Source organism: Acinetobacter sp. UBA991, assembly GCF_002292065.1.
Taxonomy (GTDB): Bacteria; Pseudomonadota; Gammaproteobacteria; order Pseudomonadales; family Moraxellaceae; genus Acinetobacter; species Acinetobacter higginsii.
Window position 1 is genome coordinate 1 of sequence record NZ_DBBF01000006.1, and the last position, 24316, is coordinate 24316.

A 24316-nucleotide genomic window follows, 5' to 3' on the forward strand; every position below is an offset into this window, starting at 1 on the left:
CTTAACTTCCTAAGCCCCTTGGGATTTAAGAGAATCTTGCCTAAATGAACAAAGATATGACAACCTGAACACACAGCTAACAACGAACGAAACGGTTCAGATCGTTTTTAAAAATGTTCAAGGTTGTAGAAAAGCCCGTTAATCGGGCTTTTTTAATGCCGATTATTTTTGAAAAGAATTAAGCTATAGTGTGAAATAAAGATTGGAGGAGCAAGAGGGGATTGTGAGGCTGATGTTTATTTTTTTAGTTATTGTGGCTGGCTTGATTTTATTGTTTTTCTTCGCAAAGAAAACAGATGCTACACAAGATACTTCTGATTATAGCCATTCATATTCTTCAACCACATCCAGCTGCAATTCAGTCCAGCATAATAATGATCAAGGTATAGATAATTGTGGTTCTAATGCTGACTCTAGTTCTGACTCAAGCAGTTGTGATAGTAATAGCAATAATGATTAAAAAAGCTTGTACCCCTTGAGGGTAAGAGGTACAAGTTAAACCGAGTTTAAGGTAAGTCAAACCAGATCATTTGACTGTCTTGTAATGCAGTAATCGTTGCAGTCTCATCAAACAGTAGGGCATCACCCGCTTTAACCAAATGATCGGCAATCATCACTTCACCTGAAATCACATGCACATAGTTGACTTTTTTCCGTGCTGCAATTTCTAAATGTTGATCTTTCTCAATGACTGCAGTTTTCACTTCAGCATTTTGACGGATCGACATTGGCGCAGATTCATCACCAGCAATCAAGTGCCATTGGTTTGGATGATCTTTCGGGTTTAGATGAATTTGCTGATAAGTTGGTTCAGCATCTTGTATATTCGGTTGAATCCAAATCTGTAATAGATGCACCGCTTTATCATGCTTGTTCATTTCACTGTGGGTGACCCCAGTTCCAGCGCTCATCAACTGCCATTCACCTGCATTGATTTGACCTTCATTGCCCATGCTGTCTTTATGGGAAATGGTGCCATCAAGTACACAGGTTAAGATTTCCATGTTGTCATGGGGATGAGTACCGAAACCATTATGTGCAGCAACCGTATCATCATTAATCACGCGAAGCGCACTGACGCCCATATATTTCGGGTTATACCAGCTACCAAATGAAAAGCTATGATAGGTGTCTAACCAGCCTGCTTTGACATGACCACGGTTTTCACTACGATGTAGATAAGCATTCATCTTTCATCTCCCAAATTATTGTGTTTTGCTTAATGCTTATATTATCGATTCATTATGATGATAAATAGTCTTTAATTGCGACATATTGTTCTATAAATGCAATGATTCGGTAATGCGTATGTTCTTGGATAAAATAAAAAAGGCTGAATAAAAATATTCAGCCTTTCAAATAGGTAAATTAATTTACCCATCTTTTATTTTGATTTGTTTTCCAACTGTGGAATTGCAGAACCTTGGCCCACTGCGAGTAAACCTGTTTCAGTATAGATACCCAATTTTGCACGGGTATCGGTAATATCGAGGTTGCGCATAGTTAACTGACCGATACGATCCATTGGCGTAAACATTGAATCGCCTTTCTCCATGGTTAAACGCTCAGCTTCATACGTGAGGTTAGGAGACTCAGTGTTCATGATGGTGTAGTCATTACCACGACGTAATTCAAGTGTTACAGTACCGGTAATGGCTTTCGCAACCCAACGTTGTGAAGTTTCACGCAGCATGAGTGCTTGAGAATCGAACCAACGACCTTGGTAAAGTAGGCGACCTAAACGTAAACCGTTAATACGGTATTGTTCAATCGTATCTTCGTTATGAATACCAGTCACCAAACGCTCATAAGCGATATGTAATAAAGCCATACCTGGTGCTTCATAGATACCACGAGATTTCGCTTCGATGATACGGTTTTCAATTTGGTCAGACATCCCTAGACCATGACGACCACCGATACGGTTTGCTTCAAGAATGAATTCAACTGGATCTTCGATACGTTGACCATTCAATGCAACTGGCATACCTTGTTCAAAAGTAATGCTCACTTCTTCTGGTTGGATTTCAACGTCATCTTTCCAGAATGCAACGCCCATGATAGGGTCTACGATTTTAATACCTGCATTGAGGTATTCTAAATCTTTGGCTTCGTGCGTTGCCCCCAACATATTTGAGTCAGTTGAATATGCTTTTTCTTTTGACATTTTATAGTCAAAACCGTTGTCGATTAAGAATTGCGACATTTCGGCACGGCCGCCTAACTCATCAATAAAGGTTTGGTCTAACCAAGGCTTATAGATTTTAAGCGCAGGGTTGGTCAATAAACCGTAACGATAGAAACGTTCAATATCGTTGCCTTTATAAGTTGAACCGTCGCCCCAAATGTTGACGTCATCTTCTTTCATCGCGGTAACAAGCATTGTACCTGTCACTGCACGACCTAAAGGTGTGGTATTGAAGTAAGGAACGCCGCCAGTGCTGATGTGGAACGCGCCACATTGAATCGCAGCAATACCTTCAAGCGCAAGTTGTAAACGACAATCGATTAATCGAGCTTTGACTGCGCCGTACTGTTCAGCTTTCTTTGGAATAGCATCATAGTCATCTTCATCAGGCTGACCCAGATTTGCAGTATATGCATAAGGCTCTGCGCCTTTCTGTTTCATCCATAATAAAGCTGCTGAAGTGTCTAAACCACCAGAGAAGGCAATCCCAACTTTTTTACCTACTGGTACATGCTGCAAGATCGTTGCATTATCAGTCATTGCTAGTCCTAACTATTTCGAAATAGGCACCCTAATACTTCGGTGACCAAAGAGAATTTATACGTCCCGTACTATATCACTTTTCAAATCGATTTTTTTTCTGTTAGGAAAGGAATTCTTTTTTTTTCATTTAAAAAATAGATTAACATCGGAAAAATATAAAGTTTTACGATAAGCATTCACAATAAGGCGTTAACAGGTCGTGAACTTGAAAAAATCTCACGTGAAAAGTACATCAAGAGGTTGCAAGCACTGTTTATAAAAAGTGTTTCGTTCAAAGTGAATCATTTAAGCCAATAAATTGTTTCTCGATTGGGGTAAATACATGATCGTGACGTGCAATCAGATAAAGGCCGATATCTCGATACTGTTCAGGCGTTTCTCGATAGTATTGAATGTTATATTTTTCAATCAAAGATTTGGCAATCATCGAGATGCCCATACCTAACTGGGTAAAGTGAATTAGAGCTTCATGATCGTAAATATGGGTGAGTTCACCCTTTTTAAGGTTATAGTCGGTGTAGATGCTGTCTAAGGTGGTGGCATAGCAGCATTGTTCAGAAGCCAGCAAGATATTTTGATGATTCAGACATTTTTCGAGACTGTCATGGTTGATCATGTTTTTACCAATAATTACCAGTTGATCATCCGCTTTTTGAATATATTGCAGATTTTTATGTTTAGGATGTCCTAGGGCATAAGCAATATCCAAATTGCCCGCTAAAATCTCATCCTCAATATAACCTGTTGGACCTGTTTTCATGGTGATGGAAAGATCAGGGTAGGCTTCATAGAGCTGACTAAAGGAAGGGTAGAAACGCATCCCACCTAGACTGGTATTGGTGCCAAAGCGTAAAACGCTTTCTTGTTGGTAGATTTTATTTTCAGTTTCTTCCCAAGTGAAAATCATCTTTTTATATTGGGCATATAAATTCATGCCAGATTCAGTCAGTTCGACGCCTTTAGGCTTACGGATAAACAGTTGGCGTTTATAGTGATTTTCAATCTTTTTAATTTTTGCGGTCATATTGGACTGTAAATAATTGAGCTTATTTGCCGCGGCGGTAATGCTCTTCAGCTCGGCCACTGTCACAAATGATCGGATATCACTAATATCAATATTCACGGTAAGTCCTCAATATTTCAATTCGAAAGGTGCTATTAAAAAGAATGAATTGAATTAGGCATCAAAAAAAATGATGTATCTATTAAAACATAGCATTATTCATGATGTCATTTATTTTATACACTAAGCTTACTTTTTATCGGTTGAGTACAACACGTGAATATTCGAGTCGTGAGTGCAATCGCGTTGCTGTGTCTGGTTTGGGGTTCGTTATGGGGCTTGGTCAAACATAGCTTACAAGTGTTTCCACCATTTCTATTTATCTCTACACGGTTGATTTTAGCTGCATTGACATTAATGCTGGTACAACGGATTTTAAAAAAATCCATTTTGCCTGAGCAAGCTGAGTGGAAGCCCTTAATCATTTTAAGTGTATTGATCTGTTTTGGTTTTTATGCCACGCAGACCTTTGCAATGCAATTTGTTGGTTCAGGTTTATCAGCTGTACTGGTATTTACCATGCCGATTTTTATTGCTGTATTAGCGCATTATTTTTTAAATGAAAGGTTGAATACCCAGAAAATCTTGGGGCTCGTTTTAGGAACCTTGGGACTCATCGCAATTTTATGGCCGCAATTACATCATGTGCATATGAATATGTCATTGCTGGGGCAGGTGTTACTCATTGGTTCAGGCTTTTTCTGGGCACTATCGACGGTTTACATCAAAAAGAATTTTGCCACCTATGACAAAATTAAACTGACCATTTGGCAGCTTCTGCTAGGTGGAAGCTTAATGTTTGTTATGGCCTTATTGTTCGAGCCTGTAGATGCTCAGGTTTGGCTGAATCCGCTGAATGAATCTGCTTTATTCTATATTGCGGTGGTAGGAACGGGTTTTGCCTTTGTGCTTTGGAACTGGATTGTCAGTCAGGTAGATACTTTTGTCGCTTCGATTTCGATTATGTGTATCCCGATTCTGAGTCTGTTTTTTGGTTCGTTGATCTGGCATGAAGCTTTGACGCTCAATATCCTAATTGGTGCTGCTTTTATCTGTATGGGGATTGTGATGAGTTCACTTAAAATGAAAGTACAGAAAAGTCGCTTAGCTTATTCAGGTAATCAACAACATTAAATTGGGCAGCATTGGTCAGCATGAGAATAAGCCGAAGCGACTATCAATAAGTCGGAGCTTAATGTTTTAGATTGAATAAAAGCAGTCACTATTATTGTGGCTGCTTTTTTATGTCGACCTGCTTCTGTAATTCAGCAATCTTTATAGAAGATGTAGCAGAATCTTAAGTAGGTTTAAGTCAAATTGACACTTTCAACAGCTAAATTTTTAGATAGAGTCATCCCAAATCAACAAAAAAGTATTAAAGTACTATGCAACAAGTTGCAAAGCCAAAATTAGAGAAGGAATACCATGACTAGCTATGCAAATATCTTAAAACCATTACATTTGGGTTTTACTACCATTAAAAACCGTGTGGTAATGGGTTCGATGCACTCCGGTTTAGAAGACCGCTTCTTTAACTATCCTAAACTCGCTGCGTATTTTGGTGAGCGAGCAAAGGGCGGTGTAGGTCTAATTATCACCGGTGGTATTTCTCCAAACCGTCAAGGCTGGTTGTTGCCAGCGGGCGGAACCATGAATAGTTTGGCAGATATTCCTCATCATCGTTTAGTTACCCATGCAGTACATAAGCATGGTGCAAAAATTTTGATGCAAATCCTGCATTCTGGCCGTTATGGTTATCATCCATTTTCGGTATCTTCTTCTCCGATTCAAGCACCGATCAATCCATTTAAGCCTCGCCAAATGTCTGATTCTCAGATATTAGCAACCATTGATGATTATGCACGTTGCGCGAGCTTGGCTAAAAAAGCAGGTTATGATGGCGTAGAAATCATGGGGTCGGAAGGTTATCTAATTAACCAGTTTCTCAGCAGCCATGTGAATAAACGTACTGACCGTTGGGGGGGTGATATCGACAATCGTATGCGCTTTCCAGTGGAGATCGTCAAAGCGATTCGTGCTAAAGTCGGTGAAAAATTCATTATTGCATTCCGTTTGTCTTTGCTTGATTTAGTACATGATGGCAATACCATGCAAGAAGTGATTGTGGTTGCCAAGGCATTAGAAAAAGCAGGGATTACACTGTTAAATACAGGGATCGGTTGGCACGAAGCCCGTGTTCCTACCATTGTAACCTCTGTGCCGCGTGCCGCTTTTGTGGATTATACCGCAGCAGTCAAACAGCACGTTTCTGTTCCAGTGATTGCATCAAATCGTATTAATATGCCTGATGTTGCTGAAGAGATTATTGCTTCTGGCAAGGCGGATATGGTGCAAATGGCACGTCCATTCTTGGCAGATGCTTATTGGGTGAATAAGACTGCAACCAATCGTGTGGATGAAATTAATACCTGTATCGCGTGTAACCAAGCCTGCTTAGATCACGCATTTAAAAATGAACGTGTCAGCTGTTTAGTCAATCCGCAAGCGTGTCATGAAACAGAATTGGTTTATATCAAAACTAAAAAACCAAAGCGTATTGCGGTTGTCGGTGGCGGGGTGGCGGGTATGTCTGCTGCGACAGTAGCTGCAAGCCGTGGTCACGCCGTGACCTTATTTGAAGCAAATCATGATGTTGGCGGTCAGTTTAATTTAGCCAAAGTGGTACCTGGAAAAGAAGAATTCCATGAGACCATCCGTTACTTTAAAGTGCAGCTGAAACAAACGGGTGTAGATGTTCGTTTAAATACACGTGTAAACCGTGAACAGTTAGAACGTGAAGGTTTTGATGAAGTGGTTGTGGCTACGGGTGTTGTACCACGTGCATTGAAGATTCAGGGCAGTACTGCACCTCAAGTGTTGTCATATGCAGAAGTATTACGTGGCGCAGAAGTGGGTCATAAGGTTGCTGTGATTGGTGCAGGTGGGATTGGCTTTGACGTATCAGAGTTCTTATTAAAACCACCACATCAACCACAGCCGCAACCCTTAGCAGAATGGCAACGTGAGTGGGGTGTAGATCCAGATCCTAACTATGTCTCTGAAGGTGGAATACAACGTCCAGAAGTTGAAATTCCAGTGCGTCAGATTTATTTATTGCAGCGCAAAACCACACCACTCGGAATTGGTTTGGGTAAAACCTCTGGTTGGGTACATCGTGCGCAACTGAAAAAGCATGCTGTGCGTATGCTACGTGGTGTGCAATATAAAGCGGTGACCGATGAAGGTTTGTGGGTTGAGCATAATGGTCATGATCAATTGTTGCGCGTAGATACCATTGTCGTATGTGCGGGGCAGGAATCTGTTAAAGATTTAATGCCTAAAGAGGGTGAAAACACTTCTGCGAACTATCATATTATTGGTGGTGCGAAGCTCGCAGCAGAGCTAGATGCCAAGCGTGCGATCCGAGATGGTGCTGAATTAGCCGCAAAACTCTAAAATTGATGAAACATTATGCATTTGAATACATTGCAATTAAATTTCTCTTGTATAAAGAGGGCAAGCTTTGTATTCTTACGCACATGGAAGCGTGGCAGAGCGGTTTAATGCACCGGTCTTGAAAACCGACGAGGGTGTGAGTCCTCCGTGAGTTCGAATCTCACCGCTTCCGCCAAATATATTAAAGGGAATCAAACACATAGTTTGATTCCCTTTTTCTTTGGCACAATTTTGGCACTATTCGAAATTTTAGCAATCTCTTCCTTATTCTTATCTGAATTAATCCACTTCGCATAACGCTTCATGAGCATCACTAAACTATGCCCTAGCTGTGAAGCCACATAAACTGGATTAAGTCCATTCATTAAGCATACGGTCGCATATGTATGACGAGTGTTATAGGCAGGACGATAACGTATGCCATTTGCTTTCAGTGAGGCTACAAACTTCTCGCTCAATGATTTTTGCGTAGTAAATTCCTTACCTGTCTCATCACAGATAAATACGTGCTCATATTTGAGGTAGGTTAGTAATCTGAGTTGTTGAAATGCCTCGAAAGCAAAATCATTTAAATCTACAAATCTAGCTTTATTTGTTTTAGTGGTTTCTTGCTGAACGCCGTTCACACGACCTTTATTGATGTAAATCTGCTTATTTAAAAAATCTACATCCTGCCAAGTGAGTGCGATAATTTCTGATGGACGGCAACCTGTCCAGAATGCCACCACAAAATACCAATACACAATTGGGTAGTCTGCAATATATTTCTCTTTTAACCAGTTCAGTATTATTTCCTTTTCCATTTCATTAAATGGATCAGGTTCATCCTCCTGAGTTTTCTGATTTTTCAATCGGTCACATGGATTCTTATCAATCACCTCATCATCACAAGCTAATTCGAATACGCCACGTAATGGAATCAAAGCATCATTTCGAGTTTTAGCCGATGACCATTCACGTCCATTGACGGCTGTACGCAACATTTGACTGGTGATCGTATTAATCAGCATATCTTCGAATAATGGCATCCAAAGCCTTTCCAAAATTGATAGATATTTTTTCTTGGTGCCTTGCTTATGATCTGAAAGGTTATAAAGGTATTCTTGGGCATAGTGAGCAAATGTCGGAGCATTTGACGCTGGCAATGTTTTTTGCGCAGCGTCAGCTTTTTTGATGGGCTTGGCGGTGACAGCTTCGATATCCTCGATTTTTAATATCCCGTATTTAGCCTTGTTTACAAAATCTTCTCTAATCTTAGCCGCCTTAATGAAGTTGGTTGGGGTATCGATGAGGTCGAGGGTGAACCACTCGCGCTTGTCGTTCCATTTAAAGTTAATCTGTATTTTTCCCGATCTTGCTCTTGTGCCTTTTGGTAGACCTGAGCTGCTTGTTCGACCCATGCGTTATAACCTTTCAAACTATATAGAATTTTTCGATCAGACACTTTCACCCAGACTTTTCCTTCCTCCCAGTGAGGCCTAAGATTCTTTAGGTTCGTGATCTGTTCACCCGTCAATTCACAAAACTTTTCTGCGGTGACCCAATCCAGCAGTTCAAAATATTTACTCATTGTTGAACCTCCGCATTTTTATTTGAAAGTCTTGCTCCAGTTTTTTTATATCTAATAATTAATTTTATTAGATAAAGATTTTTTATCATTTTGACCTCTTCAGTTTTTAATGCAGTTGAAGAAATCCTGTTGTCTTAAAATCCTCATGTTGTTAATTAGGATCTGAAGAATAAAACAAGTTTCTATACATTGAAAGCTACCATGTTTTATTTGTGTAAAAATGATTTGTGTATAAAAGATCAAGAAATAGGTTTATTTTTTTTAATTAATTTTTATCTATTATAACAGTAATTAATCTTTAGTATGTTCTTCGGTTTGCTACTTTTGTTTTTTGTGATTGGGTTTTGATTTCTTAATTGCTTTTTTGTTTTAGTTGGGGTTTGTGATTTTTTGATGTTGATCATTTTAATATTTTTCTTATGAGAACTATTATTTATTTAATAATTAGATTAAATATTTAATCTAATTTAATTTAAGAGAATAAACTTTAAACTTAGGTGTTTTTTTTAGTTAAGCATATGTTTTAATAATAGAATAAATTTAAAATTCCTCTTGGTGTGTAGCTTCTATAGATCATGATCTTATTTTGATTTGAAAATTAGAATGTGTTTAGTCTTTGTGATATTTAATATATCACTTAATAGTCCAAAGTACATAAAATATGAAAATAATCGGTCGAGCCAGAGTACCCTGTCCGTACACAATAACAACAAAAGTTGTAATTGTATACGAACGGAATCTGGTTGGCTTGCAGCCAAACCGCTACTTTTAATAATGTGTTTGTTTTAAAATTTTAGAGTAACTATTTATTCTACATATAAATTTTTTAAAATTTCAATCAAAAAATACTTTTATTATTTTAAAAATTATTATAGCTTAAAAATAGATTGATGGTTTTTGGGTGTATTATGGTTATTGCTAATGTTATTAAAAAATCAAGAAGAGTAAGTCGACTTGAATTGCGTTTAAATGATGATGAATTAGAGATAATTAAGGGTTCAGCTAGGCTATTAAATAAAACTGTAAGTGATTTTATTCGATTAAGCGTGAGTTGTTATATTCAAAACAATTTGAATGTTGATCGATCTTCAATTCGTGAATCGCATGTTGTAGCGAAGAAAAAAGAGTCAAATCACAGGACGCAAGAAGATAGCGAAAGCATTGCATTCCAACTTGCAAAAATTGGCAATAATCTCAATCAGATTACCCGTGCAATTCACATTAGCAACAAAATCGGAAAACCAGTCGACTTACTTCGAACGTACCTACTTGTCGAAGACTATTTAAAAAAAATCTATCAGCTTTATCCGCTTCCTTGTCCTCCGTCACTGCATCGTTCTGATAAGACAGTTCAGCGCCGACACCAGCATATTGAACAAAAATATTTCGCTGATTTATTGCGACAAATGCAAGTCGTTGGAGAAGGTGAACTTGAATCAACTTCAGACGCTGACCTTTCTAATGACCATCTAAAAAATTGACTTTTTATTTCCATTTATATTTTTAAACGGGAGGGCAGATCATGTTGATTAAGATGTTGAGGCATGGAACGGGCAGTGCAGCACGTGCAGCAAGTTATGTGCTCGACGAAAAGGATCACATGAATATTGTCCGTCCGCACGTTGAAGTGTTGAGTGGGGACCCTCATATCTTTGCAAAAATTGCAGATAGTTCTCCTTTCAAACATAAATATACATCTGCCGTGATTGCTTTTGCTGAAGAAGATCAACCGACTGATATTGAAATAAAAGATGTCTTAAAACAGTTCGAAGCATTAGCTTTCAGTGGTCTTGAACCTGATCAATATCACATGACGGCTGTGTTGCATCAGGAACCAAATGGGTCAAAGCATATCCATATCCTTGTGCCACGGCTTGAACTCAGGTCAGGAAAAGCAATGAATATAGCCCCTCCAGGTTTGTTTCAAAAGCATTTTCATACTTTGCAAGACAAGCTTAATTCCGAATATGGGTGGGCAGATCCGAAGGATCCTGACCGTGCAAGATTTACAAAAAAAGGCTATGAGCTGTATTTACAATCTGCGCTGAAAAAAGTTGAAAAGAATAGAGGAAACTATAAAACATTCATTGAAAATTTATATGTTGGACTCTTGTCCATTTCGTTAAAACAATTAGAAACAAATCAAAATGAATTTCTCTTCTCTGAAATTTTAGTACATAACCGTGATGACTTTATGCAATTTGTACTCACAAACAAACTTGCTAGCGAAGTTGCCAAAATTCGAGAAAATCAGTTTAGCTTAATTCCAACTTTCGGGAAAAAACCTATTTATTTTCAAGGAGAAATATATGAAAGACAATTTGACATCAGAAAATGCTCAGAACCATTTCGAGAACGTATCAAAGCTTTTGAGCAAGTTCGAAAAGCAGATAGCGAACGTGGAAACGATGAGCAGCGAACAGTTAATCAGATTTCAAAAAATACTCGAATGCCTCGTGCAAAACTTCGAGATAGAGCAGAAAAAACTTTGCAAGGAGCTAGACAGGCAAGAGCAGCTTACAACAGACAACGTTATGCATCTGCTACAACATCAGAAAAACGAGACTCAGATTTTAATCAGAGGATTGAAATCATATCGAGCAGAGTTGAAGCAGAATATCAGCAATATTCAAATGACGCTGTCTTCACATCTCAACGAAATCGATCAGATCATGCAAAAGCATCTTCAGCAGAGCAAAGCCCAATTGCAACATACGATCAAAGACAATCAGAATCTGATCAAAGTCCAAATTCAGGACAATACCCAAAGTATCACACTGTTATTAGAAGATCAGAAAAATCAGTTGCAGCAGCAAGTAGATCAAGCATTAACTCAGTCGATCACTTACAACCCGAAATTAATTCTGAAAACATTTATTCTGATGTTGCTTGGAATGGGGCTACTGAATATTTTAGTAATATTGCCCTCCAACTACTATCTCACACAGCCGATCTTAACCAAAAACGAGACCGAAATCTTGACGGACGAAGACGGCACTCGATACCGAGCGATCACCTCCTCGAAATGGATCGATTGCAATACTCTGAATTTGAGCAAAAAGAAAGTCCATCCGACAGAACCGAATATTCATCTGACATTTCCTTGTTTCGTGGAGAAATAAGTTATGAAAGAACAGCAACATACGATTATTCAACATCACAACGGCAGCGACACACAGCAGATGATTTTGGATTTACTCGAACAAATGAGTTTAGCTTTGATGCCATCATCGCTGAGTACTATGCAAGACTTGCAAGAAAACGTCGAGAAGATGAAAAAAAGGCTCAGCGTGATCGAGCATTACGAGCAGAGCAACAGAGACGACATGAACAAGATCTTGAAAATCTTAGGTTTCAGCAGTCCGTCAGACTTGAGCCAAGCCGAGATCAATCTATTTCAGAATATTGGATTGATGATCACAGAGTTACAATCGAGGCAGGAAAAATTAGAACAGTTAGAACAGCAACAGCAGTTACAGCATCAGAAAGAGCACCGACTTCAAGAACAGAGCATGTCATTCGCTACACAGATCAGCAGACTAGAGCACTTAACGACAAATTGGATCAAGCGCTTCGACGTGCTGGAGAAGCAAGAGTCGAATTTGAAACAGTTGCAATTGCAACAGCAACAACAAATCAAAGACTTAAACGAGATGATGTTGAATTGTATTCAGAGTATGAGCAATTTAAACAAAATATGCGTCGACTTAGAGAACAAGCAGACGCAGATCAAGAATATGCAGCAACAGTGCAACAGCAATACCAACTCGATCGAGAGCATTCAGCAGAGCTTACAGCAACAATATTGCAACTTGCAAAACTCGTTGAAGAAATTGTCAGTCTGATGATGCACTTAATTGCAGCAATGCTGGGACAGCAATATAACATTCAAAGTCAACCACAAGTTGAATCTAAACAACAAAAACCAAACGATTTTGGTGCTGAGTTTTAAACAATCACTTTTAATATTCACAAGTCTATTATCTTTAGCGTTGCTGCTGTCACTGATTGCATTCAGCATTATTTCTGCTTATTCGATAATAATGCAGTCGATTAATACAGTGCACAGTAGCAAGCTAAAAATACATAATTAATTAAGTGACCTAAATAGAACGGATTCCCAATACACGCTGTGCACGTTCAATCATCTTGTGACGTTGATGTGTACGAAATGCCCACAAAGAGGAGAGATTGTTATTTTGATTGAGCTTTGCAACTTCAAGAATTTGCTCATCAGTCATTTCATGCATGCATTGACGAATGATTTGATGTGCTTGTTCAAGTTCTTTGAGTAAGGAATTTGCGGTGTCAACAGCAATATAAAGATTTGCTAAAGTTTGACGTTGAGGATTTGAAATTGTTTTGCCAAGTTCAACGATAAGTTGACCAGCTTGTTGTTTAGGTGTGCAAGAGTTTGCACCATGAAGAATTGCGTTCATAGTCGTTTCCTTGTGAGTAAGTTTATAAGGCTTACCAGCATCACTTTCCTACGGTGATGGTGGCAGCTTAACAGGAGTAGGAAATACCGCTCACAAGGTACGGCCAGCATAAAGCTGTCCTGTCAAGCCGCCATAACGACTGCTAAACAACAGGCAAAAAAATAGCCGCGAGTGCGACTGTATTTTGCACCTTGTGAATAATATCAGGTTCCTACGCCTGAACACAGATTTTGCTGTGTACAATTAGCTTAACTGGGTATCGCTTGAGCTGTCAACGATGTAATTGGATCTTTTTACATATCTTAACATTAATTAATTGATTGATTCTGCTGGAGATATTTCTAATTTCTGACGGCTGGGAATATTGTTTTGAACAGTGCTTGCGGACGGCTGTATAGACTAATATTTAATTTTTAGCTCTCAATGATTCTGTAAAGAATAAGAAATCATCAAATCTAAGGTGATTCTCTAAAAGAATGAAATGAATAAATTATCGATTGTTCAGGGCTTCAACAACTGTTAAGACTTTCTCTAAGCCTTTTCTAGTTTGAATTTGCTGAATCGGGACACCATCGGTTGCGGTATTGAATGCATTCATAAAATAGTCAATCCATTCAGAATCACCGCCCGTGAGTGCTGATAAGCTTTGATAAAGTCGTATCAGCAATAATCCAGCTTCACTATGTGCAGATGTGGGTTCTAATACAGCTGAGAATTCGATTTGGCTCATCGACGTGAGATCGAGACCCATCACAGCAGCAAGTTGTGTTTGGCTAAGACCGAGTAAATCCGCGGTATTCAATACGGCTTCTGCTAAAAACGTTGCTGTACTAACAGAGTTCATCCAAGCGACCTGCTGAGCTTTGCTGATTATTTATTCTATCTTATTTACAGCATATAACTGAAGAAGAGGGAAGAACTTCAGTTTGATCGCTTTAAATCAGCCTTTGCAAATTTCAATCTTCTCATTAACAGCTCATTAGGCATTGATTCATCTCAATGCGTCGAATGAAAAAGCTGAGCCGCGCCTGATTTAATTCTTTATTTTATTGTTTTATTTTAATAGAGAACAACAGTCCATTTTAGCCTCATCCATCAAAGCAAAATGAGCCGATCGATCGGAGTAATTTGACCTTATGGGAAAAAATCAAAGACTTAATGCGATTACATTTGGCGAATCTAATTGTATAGATTTTAGTGCTTTGTAAAATTGACTAAAGCGCTGGATAAAATTAATATGGGCTCGCTGGCCTACATTGCCAGTCGGTTTTGACAGACCGTCCAACACAAGAGCATTAAAGGACTTGTCTTTTAGTGTTTATCCCCTCGTGCCCCTCTGCGGTGGAACGGGAGGGGGACGTCTTCGGACGTGCTGGATTCTTGTGTTCCAGTCTGTCAACCCGCTCTCGTTCTGCCACCATTATTTGACAGTAATTGGTAGAACTTCTTAACACAAGGAGCTTCTCATGCTGTACCAATCTTTTCTAATTTGCGACTCACCCCATGTTCAACCTTGTTGTGCTTTGCAACAAGGGCGATACGGCTAATTATTTATTATTCGTCTGTATTCAAAAATTATTTTTACAAGAACAATCCAACGGTGGATGGCTAAGTCACGCCTATAAAATAAACCTTTTTATATCTGCTGGTGATTGTGCATTGCATTGAACATGCGGGAAATAACCATGACTGAATTAAGCAAACCCAAAATCATACCTATTGAACACCGCCCACAAAAATCTAAGCTCTTTATAAAATGTGTGGTCTTACCCATCGTGATCTTTCTCATCGTTGCCAAAATCTTCTCCTTTGGTGCTTTTGGTTACATCTTCTTTGGCTTTGACCTATTCTGGTTTGTGATCCTTTACTACCTTTATGAATATGGAAATACCTACTTTGACGGGATGACTGAACAACTCAAGCGTCAAGGAGAAACTTTTAACTACCAAAACCGTGGTGTTTGGATTAATAGCCAAGATAAAACCATTATCCTGTTTGATCAGCCTGATCAACGCCTCGTGAAATATCCCTTTGATTACATCACTTCCGTTGGACACTACAACTTAGTTGAAGATAACTTTAGAACCACGACCACTGTGATCAGCAATCCAATGATGGGAACGCACGTCAATCAACAGGTTCATCGCACACCGATGAAACGAGAGTTTCAAGTCAATATCGGCACACGAGATCCATTCAAACCGAATTACAGCCTAAAAGTCCTATTTCCTTGGCGTAGTCCACAAATGGCCAGTGAAATCCGTCAGCTACTATCAGCGGATCATTATCAATAACTGATGTTAAACGATTAAAAATAAATAAGTATTTTACACGAGCACTTCTTGCGGGCAGCCAAAGCCCGTAGGAGATGCGAGGATGATTAAAATGAAATTTCGATTTAAATCTCTACTGATCAGCAGTATGACCTTGTTGATCATGCAGACTGTGACGGCTCAACCCGTGTCTACATCTAAGACATTCACCTTAGAGCAGGGCTTAACTTGTCTGGATTGGGCTAAGAAAGAACAATCTTTGAGTAACAGTTTGGCTTTGATGGGCACCGAAATGAAATGGCCATCTGGAATCACGTCATTGCAGCAACAATTTCAACAGCAGTACCGCAAACAAAAGAGCCGTGTCATCAATGATTCTGATGATGAAAATTTCTGTGAAGATTGCCCTGAAACCGAAGTTTATTTACCCAACAGCAAAAGCAATCCCATCAAAAGAATTGAAAGCTTAGTACACGTCAGTGTTGCAGGGGCAAGAACCGCGATCTATCGTGCTGATGACATCAATACCACCAAACAAAAGATTGAGGATGGACTAAAGATTCAATTTAGTCGCTATAGCGGACAACAATTAAAAAGCTTTAAACAGCAGTGGGATAAAGCTTCAATGCATGATGATCAAAACAGAAGCAAGACCCACAAAGTCTTCCAACAATATCCACATTTAAAGGTCTTTGATGGAGAAGTCTTCCACAATCAAAAGGTCTACACCCCCAAACAAATTTATATCTATAGCCAGCCCTATAAACGAGATGTATCTGATCCGAATGACATGATTGCTTTTATTAGCCTTTATGACAATCCCGTAAATCCATCACAACACATCTTACAGTGTGGTTTTATTGACAATGTGTTTTAACAACAAAATTAAGAGTCTATTCAAATGAAAAAATTAATATTCGCAGGATTATGTTTAAGTCTTTCAACCTTGGCTAGTGCAGGCGTAAAAGAAAGCTTAGTAGGAAAACGACTAGTCTTAGATTTACCCGATGTAGAATGTGCAGGATTGTCTTTTGCCAAGAATGGAAAAGATGCTGCAATGTATGCAGAAATAGGGCAGTGCCAAGACCCATTACCATTAAGAGTAAGATGGTTAGATGACAAGACTTTCATCCTGATTGAGAAAGTACGAACCAATGATATCTCTCCGCCACGGACTTATTTATATAGAGTAAAAAGTTACCAGAAAAATGGTGTTGAATTGACGGATATCTCGACAGGCTGGGGAGATCATAAAGATACGACCATCAGTTATTATTTTAAATAAAGAGAAGGATTGGCAGCTTAGAGAATTCGTTAAAAACAATGAATCAACGATAAATTAAAGGTTTAAAACAATGAACTACTACGCAGAGGACCCCTTCTAGGTAATGTGACCTAGGAGGCAATATGAAAAAGCTGAAATTTCAGTACCTACAACATGAAAATACTCACCCTAATGACGGTATACGAGAACGATACCCTCATCTGAGAAATGTGTATCATAAAAAGTTCAGCACACGTCAAGAGCGTAGTTTTTATTTTCTTCATTTGATTGAATATAAGAACTATCCTTTAAAACTTCGTGTTGCACGAGGTACGGGCTTGCCTGAAGAATGGGATGATCTACCTGCTTTTGTCTATAAAGTTGCAAAAAGTTGGAAGCATAATGCTAGAAGAAGGAAGCAATATTTTAACAACAGCCAAAATAGTAAAATGATTAAAGAGTTAGCTGACTAAAAGATAGAAACTGGAGCTACGGCTCCTTTTACGCAGCTAATTCCTGAATGTTTTATTTAATTTCTACCATATCCATATCCAGCTGTGATTTACATACTTTATATGCAGACATTGATTCTTCAATAAAATTAATCAGGTTGGTCGATGTCAAATTCTTCCTGAGACTCCAACAGGGAGGTATTCTTCTTCAATAGTTCATAATTGTCTTTAAAATTTAACTCATTTTTACTCATGATTTGAGCCATGTTAAGGATACTTAAAAGAGTTGCAACTGACCGTACAGGTTTAATTTAATAATTAATCCCTGTATACAAACACAGGGATTAATTGTTAAATTAAATTATTACAGTTTTTAGTTTAATTTAAGTGATAATTGCGTTGCTGTTTTGCTTTAGAAATATAAAATTAAATTTTTTCTCTGTACACGACAAATTTCACAGAACCCTTATCCTATCAGGCTTCTGCCTTCTTAAAATTGCCAAAATTTCCTTAAACTCTTCTTTTTTCCCAAAACCAATTAAACGCTGAATCGCCATTTGAACATAGTCTAAACCATAGCGAAATAAACTCATTGAGAGTCGTCCATGCTTCTTTATTTTTATCACTTTTTTTTGATCATGTTGCCATTCACCTGTTAAATAGCACCAACAGAAACCGATAGCTAGCACTGCTATCAATTTCTTGACTCGTCTAGGGTCTGTTAAACGAGTATTTTCAAGATTAAACCCGCGTCCTTTGAGACAACTGAATAAGGTTTCAATTTCCCAGCGTAATGCATAATCCTGAATAGAATTGGCATTAAACTGAGGAGAAACGACGAGTAAAAGTTCTCCATTTTCTAACTGTAGTGCACTTATATATAGTTTCACTCGACCAACCAAAATCCGTCGTTTACGACATTCAATTTGACCAACTTGAAGATGGCGAAATAAATCACTGATTTTATGATTCTTTCCTAAATGATTGGTGACAATAAAGTTTTTTTAACACGAATGCAGAAGTTGATGTCTTGTTCAATTAACCATGTAAACCACTGCTCACCGATAAACTCTCTGTCTGCGAACACATTCACAATACGGTCTTTACCAAAAATGGAGATAAAGCGTTGAATCAAAGCAATACGCTCTTTTGTATCTGAATTTCCACGTTTATTAAGTAATGTCCAAACGATAGGTATCGCTATTCCACGATAAACGATCGCGAGCATCAGGATATTAATATTTCGTTTTCCCCATTTCCAATTGGTTCTATCTAAAGTCAGTTGCACTTTGTCGAATGAAAATATATTGAAAATCAACTGAGAAATTTGACGATAATCGAAATACTGACCTGCAAAGAAGCGCTGCATACGTCGATAAAATGATTGTGGTAAGCACTTGATGGGCAAGGCTTTAGATGCAGAAGAAAGATTACATGTTTGCTTTAAAATAATCACAAGCATGATGAGCGCAAAGCACTTTAAATGTGACTTGTTCCATTTTAGATATTTGTTTAAGATAAGATATAACTCATTGAGATGTGTCATAGTATTCGTCGTTAGAAAACAATTATTGTGACATTATTTCAATGAGTTATCTATTTTTGTCGTGTACAGAGACGAAAGAGGAAAAAATGAAAGAACTTAAGAACGTTGTCATCTACACAAAAGACCATTGTCCGTTTAGTAAACGCGTGAAGGAGTACTTAACTTCTGAAAAAGTTGATTTTAAACAAATTCGCGTGGATGACGATCCCAAGACTTATGATGAGTTGAAGAAAAAAACCAACCTTCAAACTGTTCCGCAAGTTTTTGTGGATGGAAAATTCATTGGTAGCGCGACTGACTTCTTCGCGTGGATTGATAGCTAAAGAACAAACCCAAAAATAAAGGAGCAAATTTATGTTCAACTGGGAAAGCATTAACAACTATCTCGATAACGGCACTCCCGCTCCTCCTAGAAAAGTAGAAAAGAGCGAGGAAGAGTGGAAAAAAATTCTGACGCCCGCTCAATTTAATGTCATGCGGAAGAAAGGCACCGAGCGCCCTCACACTGGGGAACTCTGTTCATTTTATGAGGCAGGACGGTATGCCTGCGCGGGCTGCGACACTGAACTGTTTGATTCGAACGTTAAGTTTGATTCGGGAACAGGTTGGCCGAGTTTTTCTGAGCCCGTCGCCGACAACGTAATTCAATATGAACTGGACACGACTTACGGACGAAGAATCGAAGTGCTATGCAATGTGTGCGAAGCCCACTTAGGGCACGTTTTTCCAGATGGTCCTGAGCCCTCTGGGGCTCGATTCTGCATCAACTCGGAGTCGTTGAAGTTTGTAGAGTAATTTTAGAAAATGGAGGGGGTCGTGGGGATTAAGCTGTTCGGTCATAAGGACTGCCACAAAACCAAGATTTACCAGTCGTACTTGAAAGAAAAAGGAATCGAGTTTGATTTTTTAGATGTTCACGAAGACGACGCGGCAGCTGATGAACTGCGATCCCTTTATACTACTGGAAAGTTAAATTTCCCGACAATACTGGTTGGGACAAAGAAGCTGAGAAACCCCAAGTTCAAGGATCTCGACAAGTGGTTGGAAGCTTCGATGAAATAACGAGATCTTTTTTTTGAGGATTGTAATTAGCTTAGTAAGGAGTCAGATCAATGATTATAGCAGTTTTCCGCAGTCGTGTTGCCAAGGAGCACGGTGGGGAGTTTGAAAGAAGATACGCCGAGATGTCCGCGCTTGTCGAAGCCATTCCTGGTTACGGAAGCCATGAGCGGTTTTCTTCTCCTAACGGTGAAGATGTTCTAATTGTCGAGTTCCTTACCAGAGAAGCTTTCGATGCTTGGGATAAGCATCCCGAACACAAAAAAGCCAAGATGCTTGGCAAAGACTACATTTTTGAATCGTACGACGTGAAGGTCGGAGAAGTTTTTGAACGGCACACAAAGCCGGAGGTGAAATTATGAAAACGAGAAACGTTTATATCGTAGGTGGAGCTCGGATTCCATTTATGAAATCTATGACCGCATATCGAGACGTCTCAAGTGAAGAACTAATGACGGCGAGCCTAAAGAGTTTAGTTGATAGATATAACTTGGAAGGAAAAACTGTGGGCGATGTAGCCTTAGGAGCTGTCATGCACAGCTCGGCTAACTGGAATTTGGCTCGTGAAGTCGTTCAATCCTCCGGTTTGCATCCAAACACTCCGGCATATAACGTGCAACGTGCTTGCGGAACGAGCTTGGAAAATACGATTCAGATTGCTCACAAAATTTCTAGCCACCAAATTGAAAGTGGCATTGCGGGCGGTGTTGATAGCAACAGCGATTTGCCCATTATGGTTAGTCGAACTTTCGCAAGAAAATTGATTGCGTTGAATTCTGCCAGAACGCTTGGTGAGAAAGTAAAAATCATTTTAGGAATTAAACCTAGCGATCTAAAGCCAGTGTTGCCCGCAGTGGTTGAGCCACGCACCGGAAAATCAATGGGTGAGCATTGCGAACTCATGGTTAAAGAGTGGAATATTTCTCGCCAAGAGCAAGATGAGTTAGCGCTGGCAAGTCACAGAAATGCAGCTCAAGCATATAAAGATGGGTTTTATGATGATCTCGTCTTTCCATTCCAAGGAAATAAGACCGATGGAATTTTGCGTGCTGATACAACTTTGGAAAAATTGTCGAAGTTAAAACCTGTTTTTGATAAATCAGAAAAAGGGACTTTGACGGCGGGAAATTCAAGCTCGCTCACAGATGGCTCATCCACCGTTCTTTTAGCATCAGAAGAAGAGGCAAAAAAGAATAATTGGCCCCTGTTGGCTAAGATTGTGGATTCTCATACTTCCGCCGTGGATTATGTCGCTGGCGAAGGTTTGCTTATGGCCCCAACTGTGGCCGTCAGTGAATTATTGAAGCGAAACGGCTTAAAGCTTCAGGATTTTGATTTTTACGAAATTCACGAGGCGTTCGCTGGACAAGTGCTCTGCACGATGAAGGCGTGGGAGTCTGCTGAATACTGCAAAACACGTTTGGGACGATCAGAGCCTCTCGGAAAAATTGACCGCTCGAAGCTAAATGTCCGTGGAAGTAGCATTGCCCTTGGGCATCCGTTTGCGGCTACTGGCGCTAAGATCGTCGGAGTTTTAGCAAAGATACTGCACTCAGCTGGTCCTGGAAAACGTGGCCTTATCGTCGTTTGCACGGCGGGAGGAATGGGAGTGGCTACAATTCTTGAAAGTTAGGAGAAAAATATGTCGGATCTAAAAATGAATAAAGAAGACGGTGTTGAAAGCTATGAATTTGCAACCCCTGAAGCAATCGAAGAAGCATTGAAAATCGGGAAGCTTAGTCAAACGGTTTTCGGCATGGGTTGCTTTTGGGGACCGGATTCTAATTTTGGAGGGACGCAGGGAGTAGTGCAAACACGTGTTGGCTACGCTGGAGCATCAACTCTGGATCCGAGTTACCGCAACATCAACGGACACGCCGAAGTCGTCAGAGTGATCTACGATAAAGACCAAATCAGCTACAGGGAACTTCTTGGAAGTTTTGAATCATGGTCTGTTCATGGTAGAAAGCAGGGCCAGTATCGCCAGATACTTTTTGTTTTTGATCTGGAGCAAAAACAAGTAGCTGAAGAACTGATTCAAGCGATTGGAAAGGAGAAATCTCCCGAGGTGATTGAGGCCGGAGAACAAAATGGTTATTTTTGGCCCGCCGAAGATTACCATCAAAAGCATCGTCTTCGCAGAAACAAACAGCTTGTAAGTCTTGCAGAAGTAGATTTCGGTCCTCGCTGGGATGAACATCTGTATTTTACTAAATTAAATAGTACCGATAGAAAAGGCTTCAGTCTCTCAAGCTGGCTAAAAAAGTTGTCTCCGGAAATGCAGAAAGCTTACCGAATCGGTTAATCTGAAATTGCAGCTGGCTAAAGAACTCTATTTTCTATATGTAAAGAATGTGACGATCTCCTTCACATGGAGTCCAAGAGAGCATAAAAAATCTGTGTAAGTCGCATTACCCATGTATTTGAAAGGAATAAATAATGCCAATATCAGACCAGCTTATCGACCGAAGCAAGACCTCAGTTTTTATGAGGTCTTGAGATCAGCGCAGCATGAACAGATCTCTTACAGTGTGGCGAACACACTGGTTTGATTGCGGCCTTGGGTTTTAGCTTTGTATAACATCTGATCGGCGACTTCGAGCAACTGCTTTTTGTCGTCAAATAAATCAGCGCTGGCCAAACCTATGCTGACCGTTAATTGTCGTAATAACCACTCATGGTTAGCCACTACCAGCCTTAACTTTTCCAGTGTTTTATTTGCGGACGCTGTGTCTGTGCCTGGCAGGATCAGCACAAACTCTTCACCACCATAACGGGCGAAAAAGTCATAGTTCCTGCTATGGCGCTGAAACAGAGCCGCGACTTGACTCAGTGCCTCATCTCCTGCGGCATGACCATAGCTGTCGTTAAAACTCTTAAAGTGATCAATATCAATCAATGCCAGTACAAAAGATTGTCCTGTTCTTTGCCAGCGAGCAAATTCAGCTTCAAACTTGAGGTCAAAAGCTCTTCTGTTGTTCACCCCTGTCAGCGCATCCGTCATGCTGGTATTATGTAATTGTTCGCCGACTTTTTTCAGCTCCAGTATGGCGATCACTTGTCTGGACAGAGCCTGCAAAGAGCTTATCTGCCGCTGGTTCAGCTGCTTAGGAACATGATCATAGACACAAATAGTACCAATCACTGCACCTTCGGGATCAATCAGCGGCGAGCCAGCATAAAATCGGTAGCCAGGTCCTGAAATCACCATAGCATTGGTACTGAATCTGTGATCTAAAGTAGCGTCAGGGACCACCATTACCGCATCAGGTGTTTCCATTGCATACACGCAAAAGGACTCTTTAATTAATACAGAGGTACGCGAAATACCAACTTTTGCAATTAGATTCAGCTTTGTGTCATCGGTTCGCGTCACCATAGCCACTGGTGCATCACAGATATAACACGCCAGTTCAGTGATATCCCGCAGGTTCTGATCTGCTTCAGCAGGTGCTTTTAGTGTGGTTTCTGCACTAGCTGTTTGAGCTAAACTAAAGGTCATGTACTTCTCCGTTTTTCTACTGCATTTTTCAAAGATCCTGCATAGAAAAATGAATTAAATCGTTGATTTAACTCTAGCATAGATCTGTCAGACTTGAAGTTATCTCTGTAGCAATGGTATTGTTTTGTACAATATTCGCCTGCTTGATTTGAGTTTTAGCTGTATTTATAAACTTTTGGCTTTTCCGGTCGCAGGCTCTATAATTTGCTCGTTTAAATCCAACTCTTCGTCTAACGTCATCTATTTAGTGTGCATGCGGCCTCCGGAGCATTTTCCGTGGCTTATTTTACCGAAGCATCGGGATTGCTAAATAGAGCTGAACGCTGTAATGCGCTTTCGAACTGAGCTTTCCGTAACTTCGGCATTAGTTCATGTACCTTGCTTACTGGATGTTGGTTGACGCGCAGCAGCACGTCCGTCAGATAATCGTAAACGTTAATAGCAGTGTTGACCTTGCTTTGAATGACGCCAACATGCTTAGCACCAAGCTCCGTTCAGCAGAATCACAGCCAGTTTTTCAGTTATCCCAAGTGTCACTCTCAGATTAAAGGCCGCCATACCGGATGTAGTGCCAACAAGAAAACTAAAACACAACTTCGCTGATCATCGCTGAGTGTTTATAAATCGTCTCCCATCACCGGTATCGATAAGCAGATAAGCCTGGTTATGCCATTAGCAGTTCTTGAAGCATTCCTGCTTTCAATGTCGTCAACGTGATCACGATTTGAGTTGAGATAACGACTCTGTTGCTGAAGACTCTCAGTTAATTGCCACTCACCAGATTCAAGAACAGCACCCGCTAACTCGGCACATACTGTTGCAAAACCATAAAGCGCTTGATTATCGCGGGTAAAACGCAGCGGCATCGTCTGGCCTTTTACAAGAAGGGACCATTCCAAAACTCTGTACTTACCTTTTAATCGGTTACTGACAAAAATAGGGTGGTGTATCAAAAAGTATG

Annotated in this window: 24 protein-coding genes, 1 tRNA gene and 2 pseudogenes; 16 read left to right on the forward strand and 11 right to left on the reverse strand. The window is 39.7% G+C overall.

Going from position 1 to position 24316, the window contains the following annotated elements:
* Positions 1-232 precede the first annotated feature (232 nt).
* Positions 233-460 carry a hypothetical protein gene (locus B2727_RS01385; protein WP_017402025.1) on the forward strand — a complete coding sequence of 76 codons (228 nt, stop codon included), beginning with the start codon at positions 233-235 and terminating at the stop codon, positions 458-460.
* A gap of 46 nt (positions 461-506) precedes the next feature.
* Here the strand turns inward: B2727_RS01385 and B2727_RS01390 are convergent, their stop codons facing one another.
* The 3 genes from B2727_RS01390 to B2727_RS01400 all read right to left on the reverse strand — a co-directional run bounded on the left by B2727_RS01390 (position 507) and on the right by B2727_RS01400 (position 3854).
* On the reverse strand, positions 507-1190 hold the full coding sequence (locus B2727_RS01390; protein ID WP_005202644.1) for a pirin family protein: 684 nt from the start codon (positions 1188-1190) through the stop codon (positions 507-509).
* A 194-nt stretch (positions 1191-1384) separates the two neighbouring features.
* Positions 1385-2728 carry an argininosuccinate synthase gene (argG, locus tag B2727_RS01395; protein WP_004652848.1) on the reverse strand — a complete coding sequence of 448 codons (1344 nt, stop codon included), beginning with the start codon at positions 2726-2728 and terminating at the stop codon, positions 1385-1387.
* 274 nt (positions 2729-3002) lie between these two features.
* On the reverse strand, positions 3003-3854 hold the full coding sequence (locus B2727_RS01400) for a LysR family transcriptional regulator (protein WP_005202645.1): 852 nt from the start codon (positions 3852-3854) through the stop codon (positions 3003-3005).
* Between the two features lie 156 nt (positions 3855-4010).
* Between B2727_RS01400 and B2727_RS01405 the strand changes: the two genes are divergently transcribed.
* The 3 genes from B2727_RS01405 (at position 4011) to B2727_RS01415 (ending at position 7425) form a co-directional block, all read left to right on the forward strand.
* On the forward strand, positions 4011-4928 hold the full coding sequence (locus B2727_RS01405) for a DMT family transporter (RefSeq protein ID WP_005202646.1): 918 nt from the start codon (positions 4011-4013) through the stop codon (positions 4926-4928).
* A gap of 291 nt (positions 4929-5219) precedes the next feature.
* Positions 5220-7250: an NADPH-dependent 2,4-dienoyl-CoA reductase gene (locus B2727_RS01410; protein ID WP_005202647.1), complete on the forward strand. Its 2031-nt coding sequence runs from the start codon at positions 5220-5222 to the stop codon at positions 7248-7250.
* Between the two features lie 85 nt (positions 7251-7335).
* Positions 7336-7425, forward strand: a tRNA-Ser gene (locus B2727_RS01415).
* Between the two features lie 16 nt (positions 7426-7441).
* Here B2727_RS01415 and B2727_RS01420 read toward each other — a convergent pair.
* Positions 7442-8593, reverse strand: a complete 1152-nt coding sequence (locus tag B2727_RS01420) for a site-specific integrase (RefSeq protein WP_312069624.1) — start codon at positions 8591-8593, stop codon at positions 7442-7444.
* Positions 8485-8820 carry a hypothetical protein gene (locus tag B2727_RS01425; protein ID WP_004912925.1) on the reverse strand — a complete coding sequence of 112 codons (336 nt, stop codon included), beginning with the start codon at positions 8818-8820 and terminating at the stop codon, positions 8485-8487. Before B2727_RS01425 ends, B2727_RS01420 begins: the two co-directional genes overlap by 109 nt.
* A gap of 908 nt (positions 8821-9728) precedes the next feature.
* Here B2727_RS01425 and mobC point away from each other — a divergent pair.
* Positions 9729-10301, forward strand: a complete 573-nt coding sequence (gene mobC / locus B2727_RS01430) for a plasmid mobilization relaxosome protein MobC (protein ID WP_291347418.1) — start codon at positions 9729-9731, stop codon at positions 10299-10301.
* A gap of 41 nt (positions 10302-10342) precedes the next feature.
* Positions 10343-12772: a MobA family protein gene (locus B2727_RS01435; protein ID WP_291347420.1), complete on the forward strand. Its 2430-nt coding sequence runs from the start codon at positions 10343-10345 to the stop codon at positions 12770-12772.
* A 151-nt stretch (positions 12773-12923) separates the two neighbouring features.
* On the opposite strand, the gene B2727_RS01440 is transcribed toward B2727_RS01435, so the two are convergent.
* Both B2727_RS01440 and B2727_RS01445 read right to left on the reverse strand, forming a co-directional pair.
* The gene (locus tag B2727_RS01440; RefSeq protein ID WP_057081832.1) at positions 12924-13259 is read right to left on the reverse strand and encodes a hypothetical protein; all 336 of its coding nucleotides are present in this window, start codon (positions 13257-13259) and stop codon (positions 12924-12926) included.
* Between the two features lie 490 nt (positions 13260-13749).
* Positions 13750-14103: an antitoxin Xre-like helix-turn-helix domain-containing protein gene (locus B2727_RS01445; RefSeq protein WP_291347425.1), complete on the reverse strand. Its 354-nt coding sequence runs from the start codon at positions 14101-14103 to the stop codon at positions 13750-13752.
* Between the two features lie 841 nt (positions 14104-14944).
* Here B2727_RS01445 and B2727_RS01450 point away from each other — a divergent pair.
* The 4 genes from B2727_RS01450 (at position 14945) to B2727_RS01465 (ending at position 17269) form a co-directional block, all read left to right on the forward strand.
* The gene (locus B2727_RS01450; RefSeq protein WP_002159601.1) at positions 14945-15553 is read left to right on the forward strand and encodes a hypothetical protein; all 609 of its coding nucleotides are present in this window, start codon (positions 14945-14947) and stop codon (positions 15551-15553) included.
* A 91-nt stretch (positions 15554-15644) separates the two neighbouring features.
* Positions 15645-16409: a hypothetical protein gene (locus tag B2727_RS01455; protein ID WP_291347433.1), complete on the forward strand. Its 765-nt coding sequence runs from the start codon at positions 15645-15647 to the stop codon at positions 16407-16409.
* A 24-nt stretch (positions 16410-16433) separates the two neighbouring features.
* Positions 16434-16817, forward strand: coding sequence for a hypothetical protein (locus tag B2727_RS01460; protein ID WP_284082570.1), 384 nt, complete (start codon positions 16434-16436; stop codon positions 16815-16817).
* Positions 16818-16939: 122 nt separating this feature from the next.
* Positions 16940-17269 carry a hypothetical protein gene (locus B2727_RS01465; RefSeq protein ID WP_284082571.1) on the forward strand — a complete coding sequence of 110 codons (330 nt, stop codon included), beginning with the start codon at positions 16940-16942 and terminating at the stop codon, positions 17267-17269.
* A gap of 52 nt (positions 17270-17321) precedes the next feature.
* On the opposite strand, the pseudogene xseB reads toward B2727_RS01465, so the two are convergent.
* Positions 17322-17502 (reverse strand): annotated as a pseudogene (gene xseB / locus B2727_RS01470) (exodeoxyribonuclease VII small subunit).
* Positions 17503-17703: 201 nt separating this feature from the next.
* A protein-coding gene (locus tag B2727_RS01475) for an IS4 family transposase (RefSeq protein ID WP_103800267.1) occupies positions 17704-18794 on the reverse strand; the annotation gives its coding sequence in 2 pieces (ribosomal slippage) (positions 17704-18254 and positions 18254-18794; 1092 coding nt in all).
* A gap of 86 nt (positions 18795-18880) precedes the next feature.
* Here B2727_RS01475 and B2727_RS01480 point away from each other — a divergent pair.
* From B2727_RS01480 to B2727_RS01505, 6 genes are read left to right on the forward strand one after another with little or no spacing between them, the layout of a single operon-like run.
* Positions 18881-19117, forward strand: a complete 237-nt coding sequence (locus tag B2727_RS01480) for a glutaredoxin (RefSeq protein ID WP_009499586.1) — start codon at positions 18881-18883, stop codon at positions 19115-19117.
* A gap of 31 nt (positions 19118-19148) precedes the next feature.
* Positions 19149-19589, forward strand: a complete 441-nt coding sequence (msrB, locus tag B2727_RS01485) for a peptide-methionine (R)-S-oxide reductase MsrB (protein WP_000483554.1) — start codon at positions 19149-19151, stop codon at positions 19587-19589.
* 21 nt (positions 19590-19610) lie between these two features.
* The gene (locus B2727_RS01490) at positions 19611-19856 is read left to right on the forward strand and encodes a glutaredoxin family protein (protein ID WP_025467194.1); all 246 of its coding nucleotides are present in this window, start codon (positions 19611-19613) and stop codon (positions 19854-19856) included.
* Positions 19857-19906: 50 nt separating this feature from the next.
* The gene (locus tag B2727_RS01495) at positions 19907-20215 is read left to right on the forward strand and encodes an antibiotic biosynthesis monooxygenase family protein (RefSeq protein ID WP_002122973.1); all 309 of its coding nucleotides are present in this window, start codon (positions 19907-19909) and stop codon (positions 20213-20215) included.
* A complete protein-coding gene (locus tag B2727_RS01500; protein WP_000857678.1) occupies positions 20212-21486 on the forward strand; it encodes an acetyl-CoA C-acetyltransferase in 1275 nt (424 codons plus the stop codon). Before B2727_RS01495 ends, B2727_RS01500 begins: the two co-directional genes overlap by 4 nt.
* A gap of 9 nt (positions 21487-21495) precedes the next feature.
* Positions 21496-22158: a peptide-methionine (S)-S-oxide reductase MsrA gene (locus B2727_RS01505; protein WP_001281573.1), complete on the forward strand. Its 663-nt coding sequence runs from the start codon at positions 21496-21498 to the stop codon at positions 22156-22158.
* 219 nt (positions 22159-22377) lie between these two features.
* Here B2727_RS01505 and B2727_RS01510 read toward each other — a convergent pair whose 3' ends face one another.
* Together B2727_RS01510 and B2727_RS01520 are read right to left on the reverse strand one after the other, a co-directional pair.
* Positions 22378-23355, reverse strand: a complete 978-nt coding sequence (locus tag B2727_RS01510) for a sensor domain-containing diguanylate cyclase (RefSeq protein ID WP_002119794.1) — start codon at positions 23353-23355, stop codon at positions 22378-22380.
* 617 nt (positions 23356-23972) lie between these two features.
* Positions 23973-24316: pseudogene (locus tag B2727_RS01520) on the reverse strand (hypothetical protein); the annotation flags it as partial.